This window comes from Pantoea sp. CFCC18179, assembly GCF_059412405.1.
In genome coordinates this window covers 63,573-77,148 of record NZ_JBNBPM010000003.1, presented here as the reverse complement: position 1 = coordinate 77,148, position 13,576 = coordinate 63,573, and the positions used below count along the sequence as shown (strand labels likewise).

The window sequence follows — 13,576 nt, the reverse complement described above, 5'->3', positions numbered from 1 at the left end:
GTGGTGAGCACAGTGTAGCGTGGCACAAGAGCAGGCGGAACACGCAGTATCTGCATTGATAACCTGCACCAAACGCCTTGTGTTATAGGAGTGAATGATCAACGATAACCGCCATGAATGATGCCGACCTGAACTTACTGATTGCGCTGGATGCGTTGCTGATTGAAGGCAGCGTAGTCGGTGCTGCACGCCGCTTAGGATTAAGCGAATCGGCGATGAGCCGCACCTTGGGACGTTTACGCGCCACCGCCGGCGATGCGTTATTGGTGCGCGCTGGGCGTCACATGGTGTTAACGCCGTATGCCGAAGCGATACGTGAACGCACCCATCACACGGTTACGGAAGCGCGTGCCGTGTTAAGCCCGGCAGCACAAACGCTGGATTTACAACAATTGGAACGCTGCTTCACTTTGCGCACCAATGAAGGATTTGTTGAGACCTTCGGCAGCGCGCTGATCGCTGCCGTGGCCGATCAAGCGCCTAAATCATGGTTATGCTTTGTGCCAAAGCCGGAGAAAAGCGCGCGCGATTTACGTGAAGGTAATATTGATGTGGAAATCGGCGTGCTGGGCAATATGGGGCCGGAGATCCGTTTGCAGGCGCTGTTTCGCGACCGTTTTGTCGGCGTAGTGCGCGCTGAACATCCTTTGACTGAACATTGCGATATCCCGCAGTTTGCTGCCTTCGGGCAGATTGTCGCCTCGCGTCGTGGTGAATTGGGCGGTCCGATTCACGATGCGCTGCAACAGGCGGGATACACGCGCAAGATTGCGGCGCTGGTCCCGGCATTCTCCAGCGCCGTGACGCTGGTGCAGAATACGGATTTCATTGCCTTAGTACCGCATTCGTTGTTCCTCCATCATCCGTTGATCAAAAACAGCGCCTCGCTAGCGATGATTGAACTCCCTTTCGCTACGCCAGAAATGACCGTGTCGCAATTGTGGCATCCGCGTTTGGAAAATGACGCGGCGCATCGCTGGCTGCGCAGTGTGGTAAAGCAGGTCTGTCACAGCAAATAGCGCCTACAATCAGATAATTGTCATGAATAAAGGTGATATTGCCTGATTGCCAGTTGAGCTGAGGATGGATGATGAGTGAATTAGATTACGACCCGCTGTTATCGCGCCTGATTCTGGCGGAGAAAGTCGCCCGTGCAGGCGGTGCTAAGGCGCTGGAGTATTTCCATCAGCGCGACACTTTAGTGGTGGAAACCAAATACGATTTGCAGGATGTGGTATCACGCGCTGACCGCGAAGTGGAACAGATGATCGACCAGCAAATTCGCGCGCAGTTTGCCGACGATGGTTTTCTCGGCGAAGAGTATGGTTTGCAAGATGGCACATCGGGTTACACATGGGTGGTTGACCCGATTGATGGCACCAGCCCGTTCCTCAACGGCATGCCGAACTGGTGTGTTTCCGTCGCCGTGCTGCATGATGGCGTGCCGGTGATTGGCGTGATCTTCGCGCCGACTTATCAAGAGTGCTACGTGGCGGCGATTGGCCAAGGCGCAACGCTGAATGGTCAGCGCTTGCAGGTGGACGCAACACGCACGCTGCAAAATCATGTCACCGGTTTCGGTGCCAATAGCCATGTAAGCCCGGCAGAAGTCGGCAGAATTCTTGCGTCGTTGCTGGAAGCCGGTGGCAACTTTATTCGCATTGGTTCAGGTGCGTTGATGCTGGCGTGGGTCGCGGCGGGGCGGGTGGTCGGTTATTACGAACCTTGCATGCACGCGTGGGATTGTCTGGCGGGTTATTGTCTGGTGAAAGAGGCGGGCGGTTGGTTTCACCCGTTCAATACCGAAGGCGAGCGATTGCTGCAAGGGGCGAAAGTGTTAGCGGTTGCGCCCGGTGCGGAGGCCGATTTGAAACGTATTGCCGGAATATAATGCCGCTGGCGGTCGCCATTGATGGTGACCGCTTTTGCAATCACACCAAAATAAACTCACGATATCCCGACCAAATCACATAAACCGCGAAATAGACGAAAATAATCGCTGATGCTAAATAGGAATATTTCAGCAAGCGCTGGCCGAGCAATTTGCCACCCATACTGCCAACCAAACACAGCACGCAGGTCCACACCACACCGGCAATAAAGAAGCCGCCAAGGAACGAGGATGTCGCCGCGGTGCTGCCGTGTCCCATGCGTGAAATTAACGCACCGCCGACGCTGGCAAACCACAAAATGGCGGTCGGCGACGACATTGCTAACATCACGCCACGACTAAACTCGCGCAGCAGCGATCGATACGGTTGTTGTTCGCTTTCTGGCAAAGCGGCCTGTTGCTTCAACGCCGCGTGCAGCATTTTACCGGCAAACCACAACAGCAAAATGCCACCGCCAATCCACAATGCCCAACGCACCGCGGTAAACTGCAACACAATCGCCATGCCGGCCAGCGCCAGCACGGCGTAAATCAAATCGCCAATGCAGGTGCCAATCCCCAGCCAGAAACCATGAAAATAGCCGCGCTGCATCGCCAGCGTAATCATGGCAATGTTGGCAAGGCCGATATCGAGGCATAACGACAAACTCAGCAGAAAACCATTTGAAAACTGCAACATAGCAAGGTCAACGTCCTTGATTCGATTAATGAGCGTTATTAAAGCATGTTGCGAATTGATTCGCACTCGCTGCCCGCTAGAGTCACACGCGCAATTATGTTTAGATGCACAGATACGAAATCTGCTGACCGAACGCCATGAATCTTCGAGAAAATATTGTTAACCAGTTCAACGCGCTGTCACCTGAATTGCAACGCGCCGCCGAGTTTTCCCTGCAAAACAGCAATCAGCTGGTGGTGCAATCGATGCGCGGCTTTGCAGCGGAAGCAGGGGTGAAACCGGCCACCTTGTTACGATTGGCCCAGCGCCTCGGCTTTGATGGCTGGAACGAGCTGAAAGATGCGTTTATTGATGATCTCGGATTGCGCAGTGATACATATGGATCAAAAGCCGAGAAGCTGATCGCCAAAGGCCCGCAATCTGAGCTGTATCTGGAAGTGTTTGCCGCGCATCAAACCAATCTGGCTTTCACGCAAAATGAGAACCAAGCGGCGATGGAGCAGGCGGTTACACTGTTAGATGCCGCAGAGAACGTCTATATCTGCGGCTTTCGCGCCAGCTTTCCCATCGCGTGGTCGCTGTTTTACGTTTATCGGCTGTTCAATCGTCAGGTCTCGTTGATAGATGGTTTAGCCAGCAATATCGAAGTTTTTACCCGCGAACTCAGTGCTAAAGATTGTGTACTACTGACCAGCTTTGCGCCGTATTCGCGCGAATCGCTGGATGTGCTGCATGCCGCCAAACAGGCGGGCGCGCAGATCATCACTATCACCGATTCACCGGTTTCGCCGTTGGCGCAAGCCGCCGATTGCACGCTGCTTTTCTCCACCGACAGCCCTTCATTTTTCCCTTCAGTGGTTTCCGGCATGGGTATCGCCGAGTGTTTAATGGCGATGCTGGTGGCGCGACATGGGCGTGATGCGGTCAACAAAATCGAAAATGCAGAACGCTATTTGATTGATTCGGGTGCTTACGTGGTGCCGGGCAAAAGCTGGAAATGATTCATCTGTTTCCATCATAAGAAAATACAATGCATTTGAATCATTATTGCGTTGACGTGATCCAAATGAATCCTGCACTATGACGTCATCAATTGATGAGCGAGCATTTTCAGGAGCTGTATTTTCATGAGTCACATCATTCACCGTAGCCTGCGCAGCACGCCTGCTGTGGCGGTTGGCGCAGCAGGCGCTTACATCACCGATGAACAGGGTAAACATTATCTGGATGCCTGCGGTGGCGCGGCGGTTTCGTGTTTAGGTCATGCACATCCTGATGTGCTCGCGGCGATGCATCGCCAAATCGATCAGCTGGCGTATGCCCACACCAGTTTCTTCACCAGTGACACGGTTGAACAACTGGCGGAGCAATTAACGCGCACCGCGCCTGGCGATCTCAATTATGCCTATTTTGTTTCCGGTGGCTCAGAAGCGGTAGAAACCGCGCTGAAACTGGCGCGCCAGTATTTCGTGGAAATCGGTCAGCCTAAGCGCACCAAATTCATCGCCCGCAAGCAGAGCTATCACGGCAACACCTTGGGTGCGCTGGCGGTTGGCGGTAATGAGTGGCGACGTCGCCAATTTGCCCCGTTACTGATCGATGTGATTCGCGTCTCGGCCTGCAATGAATATCGCGATCGCCGCGCCGACGAGAGCCAACAGCAATATACCCAACGTCTATTGAAGGAACTTGAGCAGGCGATCATCGATGCTGGCCCGGAAACCATTATCGGGTTCTGCGCCGAAACGGTGGTCGGTGCCACTACCGGCGCAACACCGCCGACGCCGGGATATCTGCAAGGCGTGCGCCGTATTTGCGATCAATACGGCATCTTGTATATCGCTGATGAAGTGATGTGCGGCATGGGACGTACCGGCACCTTGTATGCGTTTGAGCAGGATGAGGTGGTGCCAGATCTGGTCACCATCGCCAAGGGTTTGGGCGGCGGTTATCAGCCGATTGGTGCAGTGCTCGCCAGCGAGAAAATTGTCACAGCGCTGCAAGCTGGGAGCGGTTTGTTCCAACACGGTCACACCTACATTTGTCACGCCACTGCGGCTGCGGCGGCGCTGGCGGTGCAGCAGGTGATCGAGCGCGACAATCTACTCGATGCAGTAAAACAGCAGGGCTCTTATCTGCAAAAAAGGTTGCGCGAGGTGCTCGGTGAGCTGCCACACGTTGGTGACACGCGCGGACGCGGATTGTTTGCTGGCGTTGAGTTGGTGCAGGACAAAGCCAGCAAAACGCCGTTTGATCCCGCATTGAAACTGCACGCGGCGATCAAAGCCAACTGCATGGCGCGCGGTTTACTGGTTTATCCGATGGGCGGCACGATTGACGGCCAATATGGCGATCATATTCTGATCGCGCCGCCGTTTATTGTCACCACCGAACAACTCGATTTTATCGTTGATACGCTGCATCAGGTGATCAGCGAAGAGACCAGCAAATTGGCGGAGCGCGTATGATCAATCGCTTACCGCCGTTGCCGCCATCGGCCTGGGACGATCAGCAGCGCCTGTTAGCCGAAGAGATCATTAACGGCCCGCGCGGCGCATTGCTGCCGCCGTTCGAGCCCTTGTTACGCAGCCCAGAATTAATGGCGCATGCGCAACGCATGGGCGAGTATCTGCGTTATCGCAGCTCAATCGGCCAGCGTTTATCAGAATTGGCGATATTGATGACGGCGCGACATTGGGCACAGCCGGTTGAGTGGGCAATTCATGCACCCATCGCACGTGATAAAGGTATTTCCGCGGCGGCGGTGCAGGCGATTAATCAAAACCGCTTGCCGGACGATCTGCTGGACGATGAATGGGTTGTTTATCATTTTTGCCAGCAATTACATCAACAGAAAAAAGTCAGCGACGAGATTTGGCAACAAGCCATTGCCCTGTGGGGTGAAAAAGGCGTGGTCGATCTGATTGGTATCAACGGTTATTACAGTTTTCTCTCGATGATCATGAACGGTGCACAGACGCCGGTACCCGACACCCAGGATTTTATTATTCCTGAGTAAGTGCTCGATGTGCGAATAGAACGTTATTTCTATTCGCACAGCAATACCACTTTAATATTGCTATCGCTGGCCGATCTTATTCTGCTGCGCGATCTTCTTTGCATACTGTTTCACTGACACTGAGGATTATTATGTCTACGTTTCTCACCAAATTAAAAGTGACGCTGGCGTTAGTGGCCTGTTCAGCGAGCTTTATTGCTGCGGCACAGGATAAAATTGTGGTTGGGGTTGATACCGCGTTCGTGCCGTTTGAATTTAAGCAGGGCGATAAATATGTCGGCTTTGACATTGATTTATGGGATGCCATCGCTCAAAAAATGCATGTCAGCTATGAATTACGCCCGATGGATTTTGGCGGCCTAATTCCTGGCCTGCAATCACGTAATCTTGATGTGGCAATGGCGGGAATTACCATTACCGATGCGCGTAAACAAGTGGTGGATTTCAGTGACGGATATTATGATGCTGATTTGTTGATGGCGGTAAAAAGCAGCGACAATGGCATCAGCAAATTTAGCGATTTAGCCGGTAAGCGCGTTGGATTAAAACAAGGCACCGCTGCTGCCAGCTTTATGAAAAGCCAATATAAAGCCAATTACGTTGAATTCCCGAATATTGATAATGCCTATCTGGATCTGCAAGCAGGCAATCTCGATGCGGTGGTGCATGACTCGCCAAACGTGTTGTATTACGTCAAAACGGCTGGCGGCGGTAAGGTGAAGTCCACCGGCGAAACCGACAGCATTCTGCCGCAGCAGTACGGCTTTGCGATGCAGAAAAACAGCAGCTTGACGCCGAAAGTCAACGCGGCATTGCAAGCGTTGCGCGCCGATGGCACTTACAATCGCATCTACGTTAAGTGGTTCGACAAACAACCTAAATAACTGGTTATGGCCGGAGATATCCGGCCTTATTTCGCCACAACGGATCGTATTATGAATTTCGAAACCAAATATATTTGGGAGTCCTTGCCGCTGTTATTGCAAGGATTGCAGTTAACGCTGATTATTTCACTCTCGGGCTTGTTAGGTGGCTTTATTATTGGCCTGTTTGCGGGCACCTGCCGCGCCTTAGGCGGACGGATCAGTAAAACATTATCACTGATATTTGTTGAGGTGATTCGCGGCACGCCGATTATGGTGCAAGTGATGTTTATTTACTTTGCTTTACCGATGGTGATGCCGATTCGTATTGATCCAGTTACCGCCGCGATTGTTACCATTATTATCAACTCCGGTGCTTATATCGCCGAGATAACGCGCGGCGCGATTTTATCAATTAACAAAGGCTTTAAGGAAGCGAGCCTGGCAATGGGGTTATCACAGCGCAGTACCTTGTTATACGTGATTATGCCGCTGGCATTACGCCGCATGATTCCGGCGTTGGGTAATCAATGGATAATTAGCATTAAAGATACCTCACTGTTTATTGTGATTGGCGTTGCGGAATTAACCCGCCAGGGCCAGGAAATTATTGCCGGTAACTTCCGGGCATTGGAAGTGTGGAGCGCGGTGGCGATGATTTATCTGTTAGTCACCTTATGTCTTAGCTTCCTGCTCAAACAGTTGGAAAAGAGGATGCATATTTTATGAGCATGGTTGAATTTAGCGGCGTGGCAAAAAGTTTCGGCAGCACGCAGGTGCTGCACGATATCAATTTGAAGATTGAAGCCGGTGAAGTGGTGGTGATCATTGGGCCATCGGGTTCGGGCAAATCAACCTTGCTGCGCTGTATCAACAAACTGGAAGAGATTTCCTCCGGGACGTTGCTGGTGGCTGGCATGCACATCACCGATCCGCACGCAAATGAGTGCGATATCCGCCGCGAAGCGGGCATGGTGTTCCAGCAATTTCATCTGTTCCCGCACCTAACCGCGCTGGAGAACGTGATGTTTGGCCCGATTCGCGTGCGTAAGCTCAGCAAGGCAGCGGCGCGTGAGCAAGCCATGCAGCTGTTGGATCGCGTTGGTTTACGCGAGCGCGCCAATCATTTTCCGTCTGAACTTTCTGGCGGCCAGCAGCAGCGCGTTGCTATCGCCCGCGCGCTGGCGGTCAAACCCAAAATGATGCTGTTTGATGAGCCAACTTCGGCGCTCGATCCTGAACTGCGTCATGAAGTGTTAAAGGTGATGCGCTCGCTGGCAGAAGAGGGCATGACGATGGTGATCGTCACCCATGAAATCGGCTTTGCGCGTGATGTCGCTTCACGTTTGATCTTTATTGACGGTGGAACCATTGCCGAAGATGGCGCACCTGATAAGCTGCTCACCGCCAGCAGCAATCCGCGACTGAAAGAATTTTTGCAACACGTATCCTGATTAGCAATGAAGACACTCCCTATGAAAAAAATCACCCTTAGCGGTTCATCGTTCGAAGTCGGTCAGCAACTCGGTGAATTTGGCCGCGCCGCCTGGCATAACAAACTGACGAAAATCGCGCTGTGGCAAACCGTCATCGCCATGAAAGATGCGCCCCCAACGCTGGCGATGCGCGCGGCAGTGCAAACACAGTTTCCGCTGATCTGGCAGGAGCTCGAAGGCATGGCGGCGGGTTTACACGCGCCGATAGATGAGGTGTTTGCGTGGAACTGTCGCGGCGATCTGGTGCGCTCAACCTCGGATGGCTGCACCACCGTGGCTGGCGTAAGCGCCAACGGTGAGCGGGTGATTGCACATAACGAAGACGGTTTCCCGCAGCTGCGCGAGGATTGTGCGCTGGTCAGCATCACGCCAAACGATGGTTTGGCCTTCACCAGCTTTGCTTATCCCGGCTCGATTTGCGGTCATACTTTTGCGGTGAATGAAAAAGGGCTGGTCAACACCGTTAACAACATTCGCGCTGTCGAACGTCCCGTTGGCATGCCGCGCCAGATTTTGGCGCGCGCCGCGTTGAATGCGCATACGCTGGATGAAGCCGTTGCCATTCTCACCGCCACGCCGCGCGCGGGCGCGTTTCATCACACTTTAGGGCAACTCGGTGATGATCGGATTTTCAGTGTGGAAGCTACCGGCAGCGGCTGTTCGGTACAGCCACTCAATGCCGTTTTTGGTCACGCTAATCATCTGATTCATCAGCAACTTGCGCCGCTGGAACAAGTGGTGACGGCAAGTTCCGGCTCGCGTCAGGCGCGGTTACAAGATTGGCAGCAAACGCAGGCGCAACTGAATGCAGAGGATGCGCTGAAGATTCTGTCGGATCAGCATGATGCAGAATTGCCGATTTACCGTCTGTCACCGCACGATCCTGATGAAGAGAACACGCTGGCAACCGCGATTTTAGTGCTCAGCGCCCAGCAGGTCAGCGTGCAAATATTCACCCACAATCGTGAAATCGCCGCATTGAAGCTGTCGCTGTAACGTTTATTTCCTAACAAATCCGCAACATTGTGAGCCCGATCACCTTGCTCGGGCCCCATTCGATTCAATCCCACTATAGTCGTTAAGCGGCCCGCATCTGAGGCAGCCATCCCGATAATAAATCCAATTTTTCAGTGATGTTTTGCTTAGAAAATTCCGATTATGGTGAGGTAGATCTATGAATAAGCACAATAAATCCGCTTGTGGCGGTTTGGCATCGCGTTTATCCGTGGCATTATCGCTAGCTGTTATTACTTTAGCGGGGAGTGCAATGGCAAACGCAGCGCAACACACCAATCAGACAGCTTTAGTGGGCACATGGACCAGCATCCCGGATGCGCCGTTGGTGCAAAATCCTGGTCATCCCAGCGAAGGTTTATACCGTTTGCAGGTCAATCACGACGGAAGCCTGACGCAACTTGATTTCATCAAAATGAAAAGCCCATCGTGGATTGTGAAATCGCATGATGGCCATTTTGCTTACACCACCAATGAAGAAAACGCCGGTGCGGTCACGGCGCTGGCGATTGATAACAGCGGTAAAGTCCGCGTCATCAATGCAGTGGACAGCCACGGCCAGCAGCCAACGCACGCGACCATCAGCCCGGACGGTAAATTCCTGTTTGTCGCTAACTATTCGGTGGCCAAAGGCGGCGCGAGCGTGGCGGTGTTCCCGATCCATCATGACGGATCGCTGGGCGAACAGGTGCAGAATTTCCCCTTTGCCAGCGGAACGGGCGCGGTGAAAGATCGTCAGGATGGCGGCCATGCGCATTCGACCACCTTCACCCATGATGGCAAATATCTGTATGCGGCGGATCTCGGCGGCGACAAGTTGCATGCTTTTGCTTATCACGCCGGAAAAACCCAGCCATTAGTGGCCGATACCGCGCGTGATGTCAGCTTTACGCCAGGTTCTGGTCCGCGCCACATGCTGTTCTCGCCAGACGGCAAACATGCTTATGTCACCACCGAAATGGCCGGTGAAGTGGTGGTGTTTGCGGTGAAAGACGATCGTCTGGAGCAGCAAGCAAAAGTGAAGTTGAACACGGAAAACAGCAGCACCGAGTTCAAAAGTGCCGGTGGCATCATCTTGAGCCCGAACGGCAAATTCGTGATTGCCGCTAATCGTGGCTCGGATAACAGTTTGGTGGTGTTCAAAATCGGTGCGGATGGCATGCTTACCGAGCCGAAACGCTACAAAGCCGATGGCATTGAACCGCGCGCCTTCTCTTTTGATGCCAGCGGCAAATATCTTTACGTTGCCAATGTGTTCACCAACAACATCACCCTGTTCCATTTCGATGCGCAAACCGGCGTACTGCAAGCGGCGGGTGAAGTGGCGAAGATGCCGAATCCTACCGATATCAAATTCTTTAACTAACTTTTGATGAAGGTGCGCATTAATGCGCACCTTTAATTCGTGCCAACTCTCGCGGTCACCACAAATGGCGACCCTACGAATGTCCGAGTGTGTTTGTAAGGTCGCCATTTATGGTGACCACATCACATAAACGTGGCTAAAGCTATCCATCCCGATGCCGATAACTCTCAGGAATAGTACACAACGAGGATTATTTTCATGCTAAACGGGATTGGCAGCAGCGTACTAAGAAATCTCATTGCGTCGAATGCGGTGGTCACGCCGTCGATCAACAACAAAAACGCGCAAAACGCCTTAACGGCGGAGGCGTCAACTAAAGTGACGTTCAGCGAGGCCAGCGACGAAATCGCGGCGATCTATAAAATCGAACCGGCTAAGGTACAAAGTTCGGGCGATATCAGCAGCAAGCTGCAAGCACAATTAAATGGTGCGGCAAATTCTGACGGCGTGGCAATGAACGGCCTCGGCAGCACCTTGCTGAGTAATTTGGTCAGCCAGCGCGGCGATGTGACTTTAAGTGTCCCTGCCAGCGCAGCGGTTAGTGGCGCGCAAAGTAGCAGCCAAAGCGCATTGGCAATGACCATCACCACGCAATCTGGCGTGCAGGTCAGTTTGCAGATGACGCGTCAGCAAGACGGCATGGTTGTTGAGTTGAAAACCAGCGGCGGCCAGTTGAGTAATGACGAGGCGATGGCGATCGGCCAGCTATCCGCCGGTTTACAAAAGACATTGGATGGACTCGATTCCAGCAGCACCAAGCTCGACATCAGCGATTTAATGAAGTTTGATAGTTCGCAATTGAAAAGCGTCGATGTGAAGACCGATCTGCGTAATGGCGACAAGGTGACACAATCACTGAATCTGCATGCGGATGATCAGGAGCGCTGGCTCGGTTTCCATAATGGGGATGTCAGTATCAAGCTCGATACTGATGTGTCGAAACTGACCCAAGCGGGCAGCGCAGCACAGCAACAGGCGGCGTTGGATCAGTGGAGCAGCAAGTTCGATCAGGCTGCGGCGCGCGGTCACGGCAATCGTGACATGCTGGATTTGTTCAAAGACAGCTTCCGCGCGCTCAATACCACCGACGGTAAAGCCAGCGAAAGCATTAATACCCAGCGCGTGAAGTCGATTGATGCCAATGCGGCGAAGAATGGTGCTATCAGCGGTCTGGCGGATTTCTCCGCTTCGTATCAGCAGACGCCGGTTTCCGGTAATCCGTACAAGCCGGAAGAGGAAGATACCTTCTCGCTCAACGTGGCGCAGAAAACCACCTCGCAGCAGCACGACGACACGCAGGAGCTCAGCCAACAAACGCTGTTTAAACTCAAAGCCAGTTTCCATACCGCACTGGATTCCGCTTCAGCGGCGAAACTCACTGAGCAGAAATCCTCGCAAAACTACAAATACCATTTAATCGATGATGAAGAACGCAGCCAAACGGCGGTGACGCAGAATAAGAAAGGCGAACTGACGGCACACTATTCGCAGCAATTAACGCAGAACGAAACGGTGCAAACCTATCAGCTGGCGAAATTGGTGGATAGCGTGCAGATTCCGCATAGCGCGAAAAAAGAATCCACGCGCAGTTTTGCCGCTGCGCTGTTTGATGCAAAATTTAAATCGTAGGGTCGCCATTAATGGCGACCTAATAAAATCCCGCAAAATGCCATAAGATCACCATAAATGGCGACCCTACGAATTCCGCGCGGTTTTGTAGGGCCGTCATTTATGGTGAGCGCCGTAAAAATAATCATTTGCACAACCTAAAATTGCATAGCGTTATTTGATCTTAAGAATTACTCGTCGCATTTATATACGCATTAATTCCCCGCAGCGCCGCCGCCAGCCTATTGTTGTGCTTCAATAAATCCATAGATTAATAATAGAAACCCATTGCAAGATATAGCATAACCGCGCTATTTACTTGTTTTAATCGCACTGATTATCATCGCGCTCAATGTGTTATTCATTTTATGGTTCGCAGTATTTTTATTGCGGACTGACTCTTCTGCACGTCGTAAAAATGGTATTCGCGATGACTCACATCAGTGACCTTATTCTTAACCCGGTCGCAGTATTAAGCAGTGATGCCGCAGCCATTGAAGCTGCGCGCCAAATTGCCGAACAGGCGAAAAAAGGTGCGCTAGAGCGCGATCAGCAGCGCATTTACCCTGTCGATCTACTCAACCAATTCACTGCATCCGGCTTGGGCAGTATCAGCGTGCCGCGTGAATTTGGCGGGGCGGGATTGTCGTTCCAAACCCTGGCAGAGGTTTTTCGGCTGATCTCCGCCAGCGATCCCTCGCTGGGACAAATTCCCCAAAATCACTTTGGCTTAATTCAGTTCATCCTCGGTGAAGGCACACCCCAGCAACAGCAGCAGTTGTTGCGTGCGGTGGTCGGTGGTCAGCGTCTCGGCAACGGTGGTCCAGAGAAAAACACCAAACACACGCGCGATGTGCAGGCACAACTGGTGACGACGTCACACGGTATGCAACTCAATGGCGAGAAGTTTTATTCCACTGGCGCGTTGTTCGCCGACATTCTGGCTACCACCGCCATGCAGGATCAGCAACCGATGATGGCGTTTATACCGTTGCCCGTCAGCGGCGTGGAGATTGTGGATGATTGGTCTGGCATTGGCCAACGGACCACCGCCAGCGGCACGGTAAAACTGCAACAGGTAGCGATTGATCCGGCGCTGTTAATTCCGCTGCCTGCCGCCGAAAAGCCGACGCTGCGCGGTGCGGTTTCCCAGCTGATTCAGGCGGCGATTGATGCCGGTATTGCGCAGGGAGCGTTGGATGACGCTCTGGAATTTGTGCGCAGCAGTTCGCGTCCATGGGTTGATGCCAATGTCAGTCGCAACGCTGACGACCCCTACATCCTCGCCGATGTCGGGCGCATCAGCACCGAGCTTAGCGCCGCAAATGCGCTGCTAGTGCGGGCGGCAAAAGTGCTGGACCGTATCGACCCGCAATCATTGACTGCCGAAAACTGCGCTCAGGCATCGATTGCGGTGGCCGAAGCCAAAGTGCTCACCACTGAAGTTGCCCTTCGCGCCAGTGAGAAGCTGCTCGAATGGGGCGGCAGTCGCGCAACGTTATTGCGCCATGGGCTTGATCGCCACTGGCGCAATGCGCGAACCCATACGTTGCACGATCCGGTGCGCTGGAAGACGCACGCCATCGGCAACTATTACCTCAACGACGCGCTGCCTGCGCGTCATGCGTGGATTTAAGGAG

Annotated in this window: 13 protein-coding genes; 12 read left to right on the top strand and 1 reads right to left on the bottom strand. The window is 52.9% G+C overall.

Going from position 1 to position 13,576, the window contains the following annotated elements; all coding sequences use genetic code 11:
- Positions 1–113: 113 nt before the first annotated feature.
- Together ACPUC7_RS07955 and ACPUC7_RS07950 are read left to right on the top strand one after the other, a co-directional pair.
- Positions 114–1,019: a LysR family transcriptional regulator gene (locus ACPUC7_RS07955; RefSeq protein WP_494922460.1), complete on the top strand. Its 906-nt coding sequence runs from the start codon at positions 114–116 to the stop codon at positions 1,017–1,019.
- A 71-nt stretch (positions 1,020–1,090) separates the two neighbouring features.
- On the top strand, positions 1,091–1,891 hold the full coding sequence (locus ACPUC7_RS07950) for an inositol monophosphatase family protein (protein ID WP_494922744.1): 801 nt from the start codon (positions 1,091–1,093) through the stop codon (positions 1,889–1,891).
- A gap of 40 nt (positions 1,892–1,931) precedes the next feature.
- Here the strand turns inward: ACPUC7_RS07950 and ACPUC7_RS07945 are convergent, their stop codons facing one another.
- Positions 1,932–2,570: a LysE family translocator gene (locus ACPUC7_RS07945; protein ID WP_494922459.1), complete on the bottom strand. Its 639-nt coding sequence runs from the start codon at positions 2,568–2,570 to the stop codon at positions 1,932–1,934.
- 137 nt (positions 2,571–2,707) lie between these two features.
- On the opposite strand from ACPUC7_RS07945, the gene ACPUC7_RS07940 reads away from it, so the two are divergent.
- The 10 genes from ACPUC7_RS07940 (at position 2,708) to ACPUC7_RS07895 (ending at position 13,572) form a co-directional block, all read left to right on the top strand.
- Complete coding sequence (locus ACPUC7_RS07940) at positions 2,708–3,571, top strand: MurR/RpiR family transcriptional regulator (RefSeq protein ID WP_494922458.1); 864 nt, start codon at positions 2,708–2,710, stop codon at positions 3,569–3,571.
- Between the two features lie 126 nt (positions 3,572–3,697).
- Positions 3,698–5,038, top strand: coding sequence for an aspartate aminotransferase family protein (locus ACPUC7_RS07935; RefSeq protein ID WP_494922457.1), 1,341 nt, complete (start codon positions 3,698–3,700; stop codon positions 5,036–5,038).
- Positions 5,035–5,589 carry a carboxymuconolactone decarboxylase family protein gene (locus tag ACPUC7_RS07930; RefSeq protein ID WP_494922456.1) on the top strand — a complete coding sequence of 185 codons (555 nt, stop codon included), beginning with the start codon at positions 5,035–5,037 and terminating at the stop codon, positions 5,587–5,589. The genes ACPUC7_RS07935 and ACPUC7_RS07930 overlap by 4 nt, the downstream gene beginning before the upstream one ends.
- A gap of 131 nt (positions 5,590–5,720) precedes the next feature.
- Complete coding sequence (glnH, locus tag ACPUC7_RS07925) at positions 5,721–6,473, top strand: glutamine ABC transporter substrate-binding protein GlnH (protein ID WP_494922455.1); 753 nt, start codon at positions 5,721–5,723, stop codon at positions 6,471–6,473.
- 51 nt (positions 6,474–6,524) lie between these two features.
- The gene (gene glnP / locus ACPUC7_RS07920) at positions 6,525–7,181 is read left to right on the top strand and encodes a glutamine ABC transporter permease GlnP (protein ID WP_494922454.1); all 657 of its coding nucleotides are present in this window, start codon (positions 6,525–6,527) and stop codon (positions 7,179–7,181) included.
- 2 nt (positions 7,182–7,183) lie between these two features.
- Positions 7,184–7,906 (top strand): glutamine ABC transporter ATP-binding protein GlnQ, encoded by a 723-nt coding sequence (gene glnQ, locus ACPUC7_RS07915; RefSeq protein WP_494922743.1) that lies wholly within the window; start codon positions 7,184–7,186, stop codon positions 7,904–7,906.
- Positions 7,907–7,927: 21 nt separating this feature from the next.
- A complete protein-coding gene (locus ACPUC7_RS07910; RefSeq protein WP_494922453.1) occupies positions 7,928–8,944 on the top strand; it encodes a C45 family autoproteolytic acyltransferase/hydrolase in 1,017 nt (338 codons plus the stop codon).
- 178 nt (positions 8,945–9,122) lie between these two features.
- A complete protein-coding gene (locus ACPUC7_RS07905; protein ID WP_494922452.1) occupies positions 9,123–10,328 on the top strand; it encodes a lactonase family protein in 1,206 nt (401 codons plus the stop codon).
- Between the two features lie 198 nt (positions 10,329–10,526).
- Positions 10,527–11,957, top strand: a complete 1,431-nt coding sequence (locus ACPUC7_RS07900; protein WP_494922451.1) for a hypothetical protein — start codon at positions 10,527–10,529, stop codon at positions 11,955–11,957.
- A gap of 409 nt (positions 11,958–12,366) precedes the next feature.
- Positions 12,367–13,572, top strand: coding sequence for an SfnB family sulfur acquisition oxidoreductase (locus ACPUC7_RS07895; RefSeq protein ID WP_494922450.1), 1,206 nt, complete (start codon positions 12,367–12,369; stop codon positions 13,570–13,572).
- The last annotated feature ends 4 nt before the right edge of the window (positions 13,573–13,576 follow it).